General features: G+C 70.0%; 12 protein-coding genes and 1 tRNA gene. 11 read left to right on the plus strand and 2 right to left on the minus strand.

The annotated features are described in order from the left end of the window. Positions 1 to 2: 2 nt before the first annotated feature. The 5 genes from ACWEMY_RS18450 (at position 3) to ACWEMY_RS18470 (ending at position 3,100) form a co-directional block, all read left to right on the plus strand. Entirely contained in the window at positions 3 to 653 is a 651-nt protein-coding gene (locus tag ACWEMY_RS18450) for a GNAT family N-acetyltransferase (RefSeq protein ID WP_375930040.1), read from the plus strand. Between the two features lie 136 nt (positions 654 to 789). After that, positions 790 to 1,791, plus strand: a complete 1,002-nt coding sequence (gene sepX / locus ACWEMY_RS18455) for a divisome protein SepX/GlpR (RefSeq protein WP_452391002.1) — start codon at positions 790 to 792, stop codon at positions 1,789 to 1,791. 97 nt (positions 1,792 to 1,888) lie between these two features. Beyond that, positions 1,889 to 1,961: transfer RNA gene (locus tag ACWEMY_RS18460), tRNA-Ala, on the plus strand. 177 nt (positions 1,962 to 2,138) lie between these two features. Continuing rightward, complete coding sequence (locus tag ACWEMY_RS18465; protein WP_375930038.1) at positions 2,139 to 2,612, plus strand: flavodoxin family protein; 474 nt, start codon at positions 2,139 to 2,141, stop codon at positions 2,610 to 2,612. Beyond that, complete coding sequence (locus tag ACWEMY_RS18470; RefSeq protein ID WP_452391003.1) at positions 2,609 to 3,100, plus strand: nitroreductase/quinone reductase family protein; 492 nt, start codon at positions 2,609 to 2,611, stop codon at positions 3,098 to 3,100. Before ACWEMY_RS18465 ends, ACWEMY_RS18470 begins: the two co-directional genes overlap by 4 nt. A 62-nt stretch (positions 3,101 to 3,162) precedes the next feature. On the opposite strand, the gene ACWEMY_RS18475 is transcribed toward ACWEMY_RS18470, so the two are convergent. After that, the gene (locus ACWEMY_RS18475) at positions 3,163 to 4,647 is read right to left on the minus strand and encodes an MDR family MFS transporter (protein ID WP_452391004.1); all 1,485 of its coding nucleotides are present in this window, start codon (positions 4,645 to 4,647) and stop codon (positions 3,163 to 3,165) included. A gap of 356 nt (positions 4,648 to 5,003) precedes the next feature. Between ACWEMY_RS18475 and ACWEMY_RS18480 the strand changes: the two genes are divergently transcribed. Continuing rightward, positions 5,004 to 5,906: an alpha/beta hydrolase gene (locus tag ACWEMY_RS18480; RefSeq protein WP_452391005.1), complete on the plus strand. Its 903-nt coding sequence runs from the start codon at positions 5,004 to 5,006 to the stop codon at positions 5,904 to 5,906. On the opposite strand, the gene ACWEMY_RS18485 is transcribed toward ACWEMY_RS18480, so the two are convergent. Continuing rightward, entirely contained in the window at positions 5,899 to 8,118 is a 2,220-nt protein-coding gene (locus ACWEMY_RS18485; protein WP_452391006.1) for a hypothetical protein, read from the minus strand. The genes ACWEMY_RS18480 and ACWEMY_RS18485 overlap by 8 nt on opposite strands. A gap of 175 nt (positions 8,119 to 8,293) precedes the next feature. Here ACWEMY_RS18485 and ACWEMY_RS18490 point away from each other — a divergent pair, with 175 nt between their 5' ends. The 5 genes from ACWEMY_RS18490 (at position 8,294) to ACWEMY_RS18510 (ending at position 14,519) form a co-directional block, all read left to right on the plus strand. Next, a complete protein-coding gene (locus tag ACWEMY_RS18490; protein WP_189025953.1) occupies positions 8,294 to 8,737 on the plus strand; it encodes a GyrI-like domain-containing protein in 444 nt (147 codons plus the stop codon). Next, positions 8,734 to 9,174 carry an AraC family transcriptional regulator gene (locus ACWEMY_RS18495; RefSeq protein WP_452391007.1) on the plus strand — a complete coding sequence of 147 codons (441 nt, stop codon included), beginning with the start codon at positions 8,734 to 8,736 and terminating at the stop codon, positions 9,172 to 9,174. The genes ACWEMY_RS18490 and ACWEMY_RS18495 overlap by 4 nt, the downstream gene beginning before the upstream one ends. Before the next feature lie 310 nt (positions 9,175 to 9,484). Next, complete coding sequence (locus ACWEMY_RS18500; protein WP_452391008.1) at positions 9,485 to 11,635, plus strand: Rv1355c family protein; 2,151 nt, start codon at positions 9,485 to 9,487, stop codon at positions 11,633 to 11,635. Between the two features lie 68 nt (positions 11,636 to 11,703). Next, complete coding sequence (locus tag ACWEMY_RS18505) at positions 11,704 to 13,521, plus strand: putative bifunctional diguanylate cyclase/phosphodiesterase (protein ID WP_375935466.1); 1,818 nt, start codon at positions 11,704 to 11,706, stop codon at positions 13,519 to 13,521. An 8-nt stretch (positions 13,522 to 13,529) separates the two neighbouring features. Beyond that, complete coding sequence (locus tag ACWEMY_RS18510) at positions 13,530 to 14,519, plus strand: GAF domain-containing protein (RefSeq protein WP_452391009.1); 990 nt, start codon at positions 13,530 to 13,532, stop codon at positions 14,517 to 14,519. Positions 14,520 to 14,530: the final 11 nt, after the last annotated feature.

The following is a 14,530-nucleotide window of genomic DNA, read 5'->3' on the forward strand; positions in this document are numbered from 1 at the left end:
CGATGAACGTGTTCCGGGCCGGTCAGCATCCCGGATGGCCCGCCCGGCTCGGTCCACTGATCGTGGCCGGTGGCCAGGTGACGTTGCGCCCCGTGCGTTTTCGCGACGCCGCGGCCTGGAGTCGCATCCGGCTGCGCGACCGCGACCACCTCGAGCCGTGGGAGCCGACCGGCCGGGGCAGCTGGGAGGCGCGTAATCACGCGTCGAACTGGCCCTCGCTGTGGACGAGCCTGAAGGCCGAGGCCCGCCGCGGCGCGATGATCCCACTGGTCATCGAGGTCGACGGGCAGTTCAGCGGGCAGCTCACGATCGGCAATATCGTGCGTGGCGCGCTGCGCTCGGCCTGGATCGGCTACTGGGTGGCCAAGGATCTGGGTGGTCAGGGTGTCGCGACCGCCGCGCTGGCGCTGGGCCTGGACCACTGCTTCGGGCCGGTCGGCCTGCATCGGGTGGAGGCGACGGTGCGGCCGGAGAACCTGGCCAGCCAGGCGGTGCTGCGCAATGTCGGGTTCCGCGAAGAGGGCCTGCTGCGCCGTTACCTCGATGTGGACGGCGCCTGGCGCGATCACATGCTGGTCGGTCTCACAGTCGAAGAGGTCATGGGCACCGTGTCGGACCGCCTGGTCAGGGAGGGTCGAGCGGCGCTGCCGTGAAAATTCTGTTACTCATGTGGCAGGTGTGCACGGCGCGCCTGCCACACGGGTGCGTGCGCCCGAATTAACCTACGGACGTCGGTGGTGCGTCCACGAACGGACAACACGCAGGCGGGGACGGGAGGTGATGACCGCGATGCCGAATTCGATCCTGTGGATCGGACTGGTCGTGCTGTGGGTCTTCGTCCTGTTCCCGATCATGGCGGACCGGCATCCCCGGATCCGCCGAACCACCGATGCCGCGCTCGCCACCCGTGTGCTGCACCGTGGCGGGGCCGAACGCCGGATCCGCATCGGGGCAGCGGGCGATCACGAGACCGATCCCGACTACCGCCCCCGTGTGCTGAGCAAGCGCCCCCACCGAACTGATTCGGAGGATCGGATGACGACCGATGAGACCGTCACCGAAGATGACGACGAAAAGACCACCGCGGTAGGCGAACTCGAAGCGGCGCCGGACTCCGGTACCGCCACCGCCGAAGAACCGGACGGGACAACCGATCTCGCCGACGTGGACACCGAAGACGAAGCACCCGAAGAGGTCCCGGCCGACGAGGACACGGTCTCGGCCCGCATCCCACCCGCCCCACCCGCCCGGCTCGAGGACGTCGAGCCCGCCGAGGAGCCCGCCGGCCTCGATGAGGACGACGACTTCGTGCCCTCCCGCCGCGGCCGTGGCGGCTACGACCCGGAGGCCGACGCCATCGCGCGCGCCGCGCGCTACAGCTTCCGGCAGCGCGCCGTGCTCGGCCTGATCATCGCGGTGATCCTGTTCGCCGCCTTCGGCCTGCTGCTGAACTCGATGTTCTGGTGGGCGTGCGGGCTCTCGGCGGCCGTGCTCACCGGCTACCTGGCCTACCTGCGCAAGCAGGTGCACGTGGAGGAGGAGATCCGGCGCCGTCGCGCGGCCCGCCTCACCCGCGGCAAGCGGCGCGAGGACGCCGAGGTCACCCCGGAGGCCGCGACCACCCGTCGCACCATGGACCGCGACACCGCGCGCGCCCTGCGCCGCCGCTCCACCCTGCTCGACACCGACGACGAGGACCCGATGTTCGAGTACCTCGAAGCCTTCGATCCGGCCACGTCACGCGCGCTCCGCCACCGGGTCGAAGACCTCGGTCGCGCAGTCGGCGAGTAACTGGTGAATCCCCGCAGAACAGCAGGTCAGAGTACCGATTCGGTATCCGGGCGCACCGCCTGATACAGTGTCACAGCGCGGTTCACCAGAGCCGCACGGGGCTATAGCGCAGTTGGTAGCGCGTCTCGTTCGCATCGAGAAGGTCAGGGGTTCGATTCCCCTTAGCTCCACAAAAGAAGGGCCCGGTCACCGACCGGGCCCTTCTTCGTCGTCGGGGGGCGGAGGATCGAAAGGGGTAGTGCGGCGGTCGATCGGATGATTTCCCCGCCTCGCCCGCGTGGCTAGGTTGGAATGGTGGCCGGAGTTGGTCAACATCACCATGATTCGAGAAATCAAGGAGCATTGGCATGAAGACCGTCATCGTGTGCAAGTCGGTATCCCATGGCAATACCAGGAAGGTCGCCGAGGTGATCGGTGAGGTGCTGGGGGCCCGCATCGTCGATCCCGACGAGATCGATGCGGCCGAGCTCGCCACCTACGACCTCGTGGGATTCGGCTCGGGGGTGCGCAACATGGACTTCTATCCGGAGCTGCGCAAGTTCGTCAAGGCACTGCCGGAAGGGCAGCGCGGCCGCGCCTTCGTGCTGCACACCAGCGGCTTTCCCGAGCCGGGATTCCGCCGTTACCAGCGCAACTTCGTCGCCCTGCTGGAGCAGAAGGGGTTCCGGGTCGTCGACTCGTTCTCCTGCTACGGCTACGACACCTACCTGCCGTTCCTGATCGTCGGTGGCGTGCGCAAGGGCCGCCCGAACGCCGAGGACCTGGCGGCCGCCCGGACCTTCGCCGAGGGACTGCGCACCCGCATCGCCGCCTCCTCATGAGCGGTACGCCGGCACCTCGCCCGTCGTACTACGACTCGCCGGTCCTGCCGAAGATCATGAAGTACATGGGGCTGGCGCACGTGTGGCTCTACCGCGCCACCGGTGGGGTGCTCGGCCGCACGTACCGGGTCGGCGCGGCCGGGCGCAATCCGGCGCCGGTGCTGCTGCTCGAACATCGGGGGCGCAAGACCGGGGCGATCCACACCGCCCCGCTGGGGTACATCGAGGACGGGTCCGACCTGGTCGTCGCCGCGTCGCAGGGTGGGTTGGCGCGGCACCCGCAGTGGTATCACAACCTGCTCGCCGAGCCCGATACGCACATCCGGATCGGCCGCAGGCGGCTGGCCGTGCGCGCGGTCGTGGCCGACCCGCGGCAGCGGGAGAAGCTTCGTCCCCGCATTTCGCACGCGTTCGTCAATTTCGACAACTACGAATCGTGGGCGGGTGAGCGGGAGATTCCGTTCGTCATCCTGCGTCCCCGGTCCTGACCAGGGCGCGGAACGCGAAACCCCCGGGCGCGACGGGCGACCGGGGGTTTCGAGGGGATCGATCAGTGCTTGACCAGCTGCGGGGCCTGCTCCTCGTCGGCGGCGGGGTGCGCGCCGTGCGGGTTGGCCGAGCGGTTGGGGAGCAGGATCGCCATCGCGATGACGATCAGCGCCAGCACCGCCGAGACCAGGAAGGCCAGCCGCATGCCGTCCAGGGTGGCGGTGGCGGGGTCGGTGCCCTCGGCGATCAGCGAGGTGCTGCGCGAAGACATCACCGTCACCACCAGCGCGGTGCCGAAGGCCGCGGCCACCTGCTGCAAGGTGCCCAGCATCGAGCTGCCGTGCGAGTACAGGTTCATCGGCAGCGAGCCCAGACCCAGGGTGAACACCGGGGTGAAGGCGGCGGCCAGCGAGACCATCAGCAGGATGTGCAGGGCCAGCAGCTGCCAGTACGGCATGGTCAGCGAGATCTGGGTGAACCCGGCCAGCGAGACCGCGATGCCGATGGCACCGGGGATCACCAGCGTGCGGCCGCCGAACTTGTCGAACAGCTTGCCCACGGTCGGGCCGAGCAGACCCATCGCCAGACCACCCGGCATCACCAGCAGACCGGTCTGCAGCGGCGAGAGGCCGCGCAGGTTCTGCAGGTACAGCGGCAGCAGGATCATCGAGCCCATCATCGCCAGGAAGGCGATCGACATCAGCACCAGCGCCTTGGCGTAGGTGCCCACCAGCAGCACGCGCAGGTCGAGCAGCGGGGTACCGGTGCGCTGCAGGCGCACCTGACGCAGCGCGAACGCGGCGATCAGCGCGATACCGGCGGCCACGTACAGCGCCGGGACGGTGTAGCCGTCGCTGTGGAACTTGCTCAGGCCGAACACCAGACCACCGAAGCCGAGCGCGGCCAGCGCCACGCTGGGCAGGTCCAGCACACCGGGCTGCGGCTCACCGACGTTGCGCAGCTGACGCAGACCCAGCCAGGTGACCACGGCCGCGATCGGCAGCATCACCACGAACAGCAGCCGCCACGAGTCGATCCCGGGCACGTGCACCTGCAGGATCAGACCGGAGATGACCGGGCCCATGGCGGGCGCGACGGAGATGGCCAGCGTGACGTTGCCCATCACCCGGCCGCGGTCCTGTTCGGCGACCACGGTCATCAGGGTGGTCATGAGCAGGGGCATCATCACCGCGGTGCCGCCCGCCTGGATGATCCGGCCGATCAGCAGCACCGCGAAGGTCGGCGCGAGCGCCGAGATCACGGTGCCGGTGAAGAACACGCCCATCGCGGCCGCGTAGGCCTGGCGGGTGGTGACGCGCTGCAGGAACCAGCCGGTGGTGGGGATGATGGCGGCCATCGTGAGCATGAACGCGGTGGAGACCCACTGCGCGGCGACCTCGGTGACGTGCAGATCGCTCATCAACCGCGGGATCGCGTTGATCATGATGGTCTCGTTGAGGATCACGACGAACGTCGCGAGCACCAGTACCCGGATGACGGTCGGTGTCCGCCCCGTCGACACAGGTGCGGATAGGTCGGCTGACATCGGGGTATACCTCCGGAAACAATGGGGGAACGGCGGGCGGCGGCCCGATGCCGGGTCACGCGGGACGCGATCGGCACCACAACAGAAGAGACGGTGTCGCAGGGACCAACTCATCGGGCGCGGGCCAGTATTCCGGCTGCCACCGACACGAATCATCTGGTTTTCGCCGTAGGCGGAACTACGGCGGGAGGGGAATCGCCAGGTCGTCGCGGTATCGCCCGGCCGGCGGAAGCCGAAAGTGAGCCTGGTCACGCCCCGCGCGGATGACGATTCCGCTGGGGCGCGTGTGACGTGGTGTGTCGGCTGGGGCCACGGGGTATACCCGGAGGGTGACTACATCGAGACGGTGGCTTGCTGTGGTGTGTGCGATCGTCGCGTCGCTGGGGCTGGGAGTCTCCGGGGCGCAGGCCGATCCGGGGGCGTACGTGGCGGGGGAGGCGGCGCTGGGTGGCCGGGCCGCCCAGTTCGATGTGTACTCCCCGGCGATGGGCCGGGTGATCCAGAACCGGGTGCTCAGGGCTGCGGGGCCGGGCGCGCCGACGCTGTATCTGCTGACCGGCGCGGGCGGCGGCGCCGACGGGATCTCCTGGTGGGACAACACCGATGTGCGGCGGTTCTTCGACGACAAGTTCGTCAATGTGGTGATGCCGGTGGGCGGCGCGTTCACCCTCTACACCGACTGGGTCTCCGACGATCCCGGCGTCGGCCGGGTGCGGTGGGAGACCTATCTGACCGAGGAACTGCCCGGCGTGATCGACAGCGCGCTCGGGGCCAGCGGACGCAATGCCATCGCTGGAGTGTCGATGAGCGCGTCCTCGGCGCTGGACCTCACCATCCGCAGCTCGCGGTTCTCCGCCGTGGCGGCGTTGAGCGGCTGCCCGTGGGCCGCCGACCCGGCGGGCATCGCGATGGCCAGTGCGCAGGCGGTGCGCGGCGGTGGCAACCCGGGCAACATGTGGGGTATTCCGGGCGGACCGGGGTGGCGGGAGCACGATGTGTTCGCCAACGCGGGCCGGTTGGCGGGCAAGACGGTGTTCCTCGCGGCGGCCACCGGGGTGCCGGGGGCAAGTGACCGTGGATTGCCGTTCCCGCCGCTCGAGACGATCGCGGGGGCCTGCACGGCGGCGTTCGCGGGGCGGCTGGCGCAGTTGGGGATTCCGGCCACCCACGTCCACCGGCCGACCGGTTCGCACACCTGGGGACAGTTCGAGACCGATCTGCACGAGGCCTGGCCGCACCTGGCCGCCGCCATCAGCTGACCGGTGGCGTGACCTCGACTCCACCGGTCGCGGGCGTCACCGCGCTCGCCGCGCGGGTGCGGCGGTACCACCAGTGCAGCCCGCCGACCCCGAGCAGCGCGAGCAGCGCGCAGGTCAGGCTGACCGGCAGGCCGGGTGGACGCCAGGTGAGGGTGAGGGTGGCGTTGTGGGTACCGGGCGGGATGTCGACCGCGAGGAAGGTGTCGGCCACCGCCCGGGTGGGGAGTTCGCGGTTGTTCAGGGTGGCGGTGTAGCCGGGCCAGGCCAGCCGGGAGAAGACGACGCGACCGCCGGTGCCGGAGGACACGGTGGTGGTGTTGGTCAGGCCGCCCTCGGGCATGACGGACGCCTTCACGCCGGATTCGTGGGCGATGAGGTCACCGGGGTGGGGCAGCGGTTCGGTGCGTTCGAGGACCCAGATGCGGTTCTCGTGCCCGGGATAGGTGACGAATTTCCAGCCGGTGGGCGCGGGCTGGTTGCCCGCGTCGGGGTACTGCGAACGTTGCAGGACGACCCGGTCCAGCATCATCAGATCGACGACGCGCGTGTCCGAGGACGGCTCGACAGCGAAGGCCCGCCGGTACGCGTCGGGGCAGGTGCCGCCGTCCCAGGCCATGCACAGCAGCCCGGCGAAGGCCGCGTGCCCGACGGGGGTGTAGCCGTTGACGTACTTCAGCCCGAGGTTCTTGGCGTAACTGCCCAGCGCGATCGACCCGTACGCGCCCGCGAGGGTCCGGTCCTCGGTGCGCACCATGACGCGATCGGCCAATTGCAGCGTGCGGCCGCCGAAATCGGGGAACGCGGCGGCCATCTCCGAGCGGCGCTCGGGGAAGTTGTACGACATGGGTGTCGGCGGGGCGATCGCCACCTGGGTGTAGGCGATCGGGAAGGTCGCCAGGATGGTCAGCGTGGCGGCCGCGGTGACGCCCCGGTGCCGGGCCAGCCACACCACACCGGCCCCGAGCGCGGCGACGACCGCCACCGCGAGCACATGCCGTTCGACGAGTTTCGGTGCGGCGGAGAACGATCGCAGGAACAGCAGCGCGATCAGCGCGGCAGCCGCGGTGTACCGCCGCGACCCGCTGAACACCCCGTACCGGCTGATCAGCACGCACACCAGCACCAGCAGCGCGATCGCCAGCATGGGCAGCACCCGGGCGGGCCAGCGCAGCGGCCCGATCGCGCCGGGCCCGGCGGTCCACATCAGCGCCGCGACCGCGAACAGCGCGATCCCGCTCCACTCGGCGGCCGCGCGGGCGGCGGCGCGCCAGTCGACGAAGGCCAGCGCCGGGATCAGGAACCACGCGATGTACACCATCGGCAGCGGCTGCACATGGCCCCACCACGCCGTGAACGCCGGAACCGTGCTGGGCAGTGAGGCATTCAGCGATTCCGACCACGGCACGGTCAGGAACGGATCGTTGTAGATCGAGGACACGTCACCGCGCCAGGTGACCTGCGAGGACAGCAGGATCGGCAGATTCGCGATCATCGACGCGAGCACCGCCAGCGAGGCGACCCCGAGCAGCCGCAGCACCGGCGCCCACTGCCGCCGGTACAGGTACTCCCCGGCCGCCACCGCCGCGATCATCAGCCCGGATTCGACTGCGGGGAAGGCGTATTGGATGGTCAGCGCCAGATACAGGAACACGAACAGCGGGATCGGCCCGGCCTTGCCGCGCGCGTAGAGCACCGCCGAGGCCCAGGCGTGCACCAGCCACGCGGTGCCGGTGTGGGAGGTGAACCAGCTGGCCTCGTCGAAGAACAGGAACCACCCGCTGAACGGGAACGCCACGCCCGCCACCGCCGCCCAGGGCGCACGGGCGCCGTAGGCCAGGCAGATCCGGAACACCCCGAGCGCGGCGATCACGGAGAACACCAGCTTGACCGCGGTCGCGTAGAGCGCCAGATTGTCGAAGGACGGCGCCAGTAGATACACCAGCAGTTGCGGCGGGTTGTAGAGCCCGGCTTCCTCGAGGCTGTAGTTGCCCGCCATCCACTCCCACGGCACCATGGCCGGGAAGCGGCCCGCGCGCAGTTCGGTGCCGAGCAACTGCCACATGGGCGCGTACTGCGCCTCGGTGTCGTCGGTGTAGAAATGTCGCGGATTCGCCAGCAGGACAGCGATATACCCGGTCAGCACGGCGGCGGCGACCCCGGTCGCCCACGGTGTGACGTGTTTTCGCGGTGCGAGTGCCGCGCGTATCCCCACGAGCGCCGGAGCTTAAGCCATCACGGGGAATCGGACAATGGCCCGGTCCATGATGGACGTTTGACCAGCTCAACTGGGCTAGGTTGGGTGGACGACCAACTCGGTGTGTCACCGCCGTCGGCGTCCGATGTTGATAGCATGGCGCAACCGAGCCGACCCTTCGAGAGAGTCATCAATGCAGTTCGAAATCGTCGAGCGGGACGAGACCTGGGTGGCCGGTTTGCCGGTCCGCAGTCCCAAGCGCGCACTCGGTGAGCTGCGCGACCGGGATCTCGAAGCCGCGTGGTCGGCGGTCCTGCACCAGGACCTCGGCGGCCCCCTCGCCAGCGCCTATACCGATTACACCGGCGAGCTGAGCACCTACAACACCCAGATCGTCGGGTACCAGTGCGATTCGCTCGACCAGGTGACCCGCGGTCATCTCGCCGCCCGCCTGCCGCGCGGCACCTACGCGCGCTTCTCCTCGGTGGGTAATTTCCCGCAGGTGATGACGGATCTGTGGACCCAGATCGCCTACGCCGAGGAGCACAACCAGATCAAGCGCACGTTCACCGGCGATTTCGAGTGCTACCCGCACGCGTACAAGATCGACCTGTACCTGGCGGTCGATCCGCGATGACGTACACGATCGTGGTGCGCGGCGCCGCACTCTACGGCGGCTTGGCCGTGCCGCGCGTACATCCCAGCTTCAAGGTCAGCAACAGCGATCTCATCGAGTTCCTCAAGGACCGCCTGCGCGACCGTCCCGGCGGCACCGAGCCGCTGCACACCGTCTACGTCCCCGATGCCGCGGGCAACTGGAACGCACTGGTCGCCCGCGAATACGCCGCGCCCGACGAGGTCCCGGTGGGCGATCTGATGGTGCGTGTGCCCAAGGGCATCTACGCGCGGTTCGCGCCCAACGGCGACTATCACGACCCGGTCGAGGACGTGTGGGCCCAGGTCGACGACGCGACCGCCTCGGCGGAGATCTCGCGCGCCTACGCCGAGGAGATCGAGGTCTGGCACGGTCCCGACACCGTCGAGCTGTTCGTGTCGATCACCGTTGATAGCTGACTGGTAGCCGGATTCAAACCGTCCGGTCTCGGTTTTTCCGGCCCCATCACGCTCACCCCGTTTGACCTGCGGTTATTTCACCTGACTCAGAAGGTTTCCGGAAAAATAGCCACTCGCCTGGTGGAATCGGGTTCGATGACGGATACTGCACCTGTCGGCATCGGCAGGACGCCGACCGCGCGCGGGCGTGGAGCACTTGAGTAGGAACACGATGGCTGTCGAGTCGACGCGCAACGAGGCGGGTTTGCGGCATATTCACCGACGGGCCGAGCGGGCCGCGGTCACCGGAGCGCGTCGGTCGGCCCGGTAGATGACCGCATTCGACGATTCCGCGGCGCCCTACCGCCCCCTGGTCCTCGATCCGGCCGACGCGGCCGACGCGGCAACCCTGCGGCAGCTGCTGGCCACCGCTTGGATCGAACACACCGACCTGCGCGAGGGTCTGCGCGCCGAGCTGGACCGCCTGGTCGGCCTGCCGTCCGGGATCGACCCGCACGAGGAACGCTGGGTCTACTACCCGTGGCGGCGCGCGCTGGTGGCCGTCCTCGGGCCCGCCGCGTTCCGGGCCATCCGCTCCGACCGCAACCGCAACAAGCTCACCCGCGACGAACAGCAGCGCCTGGCCGGGCTCTCGGTCGGCGTCGTCGGCCAGAGCGTGGGCCATTCGGTGGCCTACGCGCTGGCGCTGGAGGGCTCGTGCGGGCTGCTGCGGCTGGCCGATTTCGACACCATCGAGCTGTCGAACCTGAACCGGGTGCCCGGCGGGCTCTTCGACGTGGGCGTCAACAAATCGGTGGTGACCGCGCGCCGCATCGCCGAACTCGACCCCTACCTCCCCGTCGAGATCTGGCAGTCCGGCGTGCTCGACGACACCGCCGACGAATTCCTCGACGGCCTCTCGCTGGTCGTGGAGGAATGCGATTCGCTCGACATCAAGTTCGCGGTGCGCGAGGCCGCCCGCCGCCGCCGCATCCCGCTGCTGATGGAGACCAGCGACCGCGGCCTGTTCGACGTCGAACGCTACGACCTCGAACCCGGCCGCGAACCCTTCCACGGCCTGCTCGGCGCCACCACCGGCGCCCAGCTGCGCGGTCTGGACACCAAGGCCAAGGCCCCGCACGTGCTGCGCATCCTCGACCCCGGCCGGTTGTCGGCGCGGATGGCGGCCAGCCTGGCCGAGATCGGCGAAACCATCACCACCTGGCCGCAACTGGGCAGTGACGTGCAGCTGGGCGCGGCGATCGTCACCGCGGCGGTACGCCGGATCGGGCTCGGCGCCAAACTGTCCTCGGGCCGCACCCGGGTCGACCTGGAGGCCGCCCTGGACTCCCTCGCCGAACCCGGCTGTCTCGACGACGACCCCGTCGACCCCGCGCCCGAACCCGCCGAGGAACAACCCCCGGCCGACGCCGTCGCCGCCATCCTGGCCTGCGCCCAGCGCGCGCCCTCGGGCGGCAATGTGCAGCCGTGGCGTCTGCGCGGCGACACCGAGCTGATCGAGATCGCCCTCGATCCCACCGCCGCGACCGCGATGGATATCCGGCTGCGCGGCAGCGCCGTGGCCGTCGGCGCGGCCCTGCACAACGCCCGCGTCGCCGCGGCTGCTCACGGGTTGCTGGGGGAGCCGCGGCTGCGCGTCGACGACCCCGCCGCCCCGCTGATCGCCCGCCTGCCCCTGCGCGCGGGCCGCGATCCCGACCTGGCCGCCGACTACCCCCTCGCCCTCACCCGGCACACCAACCGCCGCCTTGGCGTGCCCCGCGTCCTGTCGGCCACGGTGGTGCCCGCCCTGCGCAGCGCCGCCGCGGCCGAGCAGGCGAGCGTGCACGCCATCACCTCGGTGGACGCGCTGGCCGAGGCCGCCCGGCTGCTCGGCGCCAGCGACCGCGTCCGCTACCTCACCCCCCAGCTGCACGACGAGCTCTACGCCGAACTGCGCTGGCCCGGCGAGGATCTGCGCACCGGCATCGACGTGCGCACCCTCGATCCGGCCCCCGACGAACTGGCCAAGCTCCAGGTCGGCAGACGCTCCGATGTGATGGACCGGCTGCGCGAGTGGTCCGGCGGCAGCGCGCTGGGCGAATTCACCGTCGACCGGGTGCGCGCCAGCTCGGCGCTGATCGCCGTGTCGTTCCGGCCGAGCGCCGGTGACGGCCCGGATCTGGCCGGTTACGCGCGCGCGGGCGCCGCGGTGGAACGGGTGTGGTTGCGGGCCCAACTGCTGGGGCTGGCGGTGCAGCCGGTGTCGCCGGTGTTCCTCTACGCCGACCGGCCCGAGGATTTGCGCAGCGTTTCTCCCGAGTTCACAGATACACTTGCGAGCATTCAGAGGCGTTTCCTGGACGTGCTGGGAATCCCTGAAGATGAGAACGTGGCATTGGTTCTTCGTCTGAGCTACGCCGCGCCTGCGAGCGTTCGCAGTCGACGGTTGCCGGTGCCCGGCAGTAGGAACGACGGATAGCGCGGATCGGAGACAACGTGCCTCGGCAAACGCTCGACTCACTGGTGACCCAGGTCGCCTCCGAGTTGATGGGTGTCGACGCCACGACCATGGTGGCGGCGAGCGAGCGGGTACTCGCCTCCCTGGTGGAGCACTTCGACGTCGATTTCAGCTATCTGCGCCACACCGACCGCGCCCGCCGCGCGACCGTGCTGGTCGCCGAGTGGCCGCGCCGGCTGGACGTGCCCGACCCCGACCCGCTGCACGTGGTCGAGTTCGAGCACGCCGATTCGGTGTTCCGCGCCCTCGAATTCGCCGTCGAGCCGCTGATCGTGCGCCCCGGCAACGACAGCGCCGACTACCAGGAGACGATCCGCCAGGGTTCGGGCATCCCCGAGGTGGCCATGGCCTGCGTGCCGCTGGTCTCGCGCGGGGAGTCCACCGGCGTGCTCGGCTTCGTGAAGATGGGCGATCGCGCCTGGTCGCAACGTGAGCTCAATGTCCTCAAGGCCATCTCGGCGCTGTTCGCCCAGCTCCAGGCCCGCGTCGTGGCCGAGGAGAAACTGCGCTACATCGCCCTGCACGACGACCTCACCGGCCTGGCCAACCGCCGCGCCCTGCTCGAATACATGGAAGACCGGCTGCACCCCGACAACCCGGGCCCCGTCGCCACCTTCTTCCTCGATCTCGACCGGCTCAAGGCCCTCAACGATTTCCTCGGCCACAGCGCGGGCGACAACTTCATCCGCACGCTGGCCCGGCGCCTCAAACAGAACCTCGAGCCCGGCGACATGATCGCCCGGCTCGGCGGTGACGAGTTCGTCATCGTGCCCGCCGCCCCGATGGACGCCGTCGCCGCCGAACTCGAGGCCACCCGCATCCAGCAGCTGATCGGGCGCCGCGTCTCGGTCGGCCAGGAATCGGTGAGCCGGGGCGTGAGTGTCGGTGTGGCGGTGGGCATTCCGGGGGAGACCTCGGTCTCGGACGTGCTGCGCCGCGCCGATCACGCGCTGCTGTCGGCCAAGTCCGGCGGCGGCAACGGCGTCGCGGTGTTCACCGACGCCATGCGCGCGCAGTTCGAACTCCAGGACGACGTGGAGCTCAACCTGCGCAGCGCCGTCTCCGACGGTTCGCTGGTGCTGCACTACCAGCCCGAGGTCGATCTGCGCACCGGCCGGATCGTCGCCCTGGAAGCGCTGGTGCGCTGGCAGCATCCCACCCGCGGCCTGCTGCCGCCGGGCGCGTTCGTCTCCGTCGCCGAGGCCACCAATCTGGCCGGTGAGCTCGGCCGCTGGGTGATCCGTTCGGCCTGTTCGCAATTCGCCGACTGGCGCAGGCGGGGGCTGGCGGCCAATGTCGTCATCCGGATCAATGTCTCGCCGGTGCAGCTGGTCAGCGCCGATTTCGTGGAGCGCATCGAGGACATCCTGCGGCTGTTCGGCATCGACGGCAGCTCGGTCTGCCTGGAGATCACCGAACACGTCGTCGTACAGGATCTCGTGCGCACCCGGCTCACCCTGCGCGGCCTCAAGCGCATGGGCGTGCAGATCGCCATCGACGATTTCGGCACCGGCTACAGCTCGCTCTCGCACCTCAAGGCCCTGCCGGTGGACGCGGTGAAGATCGACCGCGGTTTCGTGCAGCGCCTCGGCGACAGCAACGACGATCTGGCCATCGTGAAGTCGATCATCGGCCTGGCCGGGTCCTTCGGTCTCGGCGTGGTCGGCGAGGGCGTGGAGACGCCGATGGCCGCGCGCACCCTCGTCGGCCTGGGTTGCTATCGCGCCCAAGGCTTCCTGATCGCCCGTCCGATGCCCGCCGAGGATGTCGAGGCGCAGCTGCGTGAGGGCCGCATCCCCCTCGACCTCGACCTACCCCGCGCGGGACGCGGCGTGGCGCCGAGCTGACGGCGGCGATGTCGGGCGACGGCTGGTTATTGGTGGAGACCCTCACCGAGGATCTCACTCCCACCCTGGTCGCCACGGATTCCCATGCCAGACAATGGATTCCGGCTCCGCGCTGGTCACGCGCGCTCGGTCCCGGCCACGCCCGGCTGCTGCTCGACGCGGTGCGCCGGGGCCGGACCGGGGAGCCCGGACGACAGGTCGTCGGCGACACGCTGGTGGTGACCGAGCCGGTGCGCTGCGCGTTCGACGGCATCCACGGCGTCCAGGTCTGGCTCGGCCCCGCCGATGCCCCGGTGCGCGCGCGGCGGCGGGTAGCGGCCTGGGACTGGGAGGCCGACTCCGAACTCGCCTATCACGGACCGGGTCTGGAGGAACTGGTCTTCGCCCGCGACCCCGACGAGGTCCAGGTGGTGCGCACACCACCCGACGCGTTCGGCCGGATGGTGCGCTTCGACGGCCGGGTCGACTACTTCGCGGTGGCCACCGAACTCGCCCCCGGCGGGCACTGGCAGGGCGAGGTCGACATGGCCGGCGACGACGACTGCGTGCGCCGCTTCCAGATGATCACCCGCACCCGCCCGCGCCTGCGCCGCGTCAGCGCGCTCATGCACGCCATCCCCGAACGCGACGCCGACGCGGCCGCCGTCGACCCCGACGTCCTCATGCTGCGCGCGGTCTCCCAGCGCACCGGCGTCGGCGTCGGCTTCATCCTGCTCTCCAGTGCCGTCATCTACGAATGGGCAGGCGAACCCCCACCGCCCCTCGACCGCTGGGCCGTCGAACGCCCCACCATCGCCCCCGCCGACCACGCCGCCCTGCGTGCCGCCTGCGCCGAGGTCGCCCGCACCCCCGGCACCCCCCGTCGCCTCCCCCTGCGTGTCCGGTTCGCCGAATCCGACTGGATCCACGCCCACGCCGAAGTCCTCACCATCACCACCGGCACCACCGGCCACGGCCTCCTCCGCGTCTGGACCGACTCCGATCAGCCGGTCTCATAACCGGTTCCATG

This window comes from Nocardia sp. NPDC004415, assembly GCF_053602435.1.

Excerpts from the sequence above, each read along its gene's own strand:
- ACWEMY_RS18450 (WP_375930040.1), top strand. The coding sequence starts at position 3 with ATGAACGTGTTCCGGGCCGGTCAGCATCCCGGATGGCCCGCCCGGCTC.
- sepX (WP_452391002.1), top strand. The coding sequence starts at position 790 with ATGCCGAATTCGATCCTGTGGATCGGACTGGTCGTGCTGTGGGTCTTC.
- ACWEMY_RS18465 (WP_375930038.1), top strand. The coding sequence starts at position 2,139 with ATGAAGACCGTCATCGTGTGCAAGTCGGTATCCCATGGCAATACCAGG.
- ACWEMY_RS18470 (WP_452391003.1), top strand. The coding sequence starts at position 2,609 with ATGAGCGGTACGCCGGCACCTCGCCCGTCGTACTACGACTCGCCGGTC.
- ACWEMY_RS18475 (WP_452391004.1), bottom strand. The coding sequence starts at position 4,647 with ATGTCAGCCGACCTATCCGCACCTGTGTCGACGGGGCGGACACCGACC.
- ACWEMY_RS18490 (WP_189025953.1), top strand. The coding sequence starts at position 8,294 with ATGCAGTTCGAAATCGTCGAGCGGGACGAGACCTGGGTGGCCGGTTTG.
- ACWEMY_RS18495 (WP_452391007.1), top strand. The coding sequence starts at position 8,734 with ATGACGTACACGATCGTGGTGCGCGGCGCCGCACTCTACGGCGGCTTG.
- ACWEMY_RS18500 (WP_452391008.1), top strand. The coding sequence starts at position 9,485 with ATGACCGCATTCGACGATTCCGCGGCGCCCTACCGCCCCCTGGTCCTC.
- ACWEMY_RS18505 (WP_375935466.1), top strand. The coding sequence starts at position 11,704 with ATGGGTGTCGACGCCACGACCATGGTGGCGGCGAGCGAGCGGGTACTC.
- ACWEMY_RS18510 (WP_452391009.1), top strand. The coding sequence starts at position 13,530 with ATGTCGGGCGACGGCTGGTTATTGGTGGAGACCCTCACCGAGGATCTC.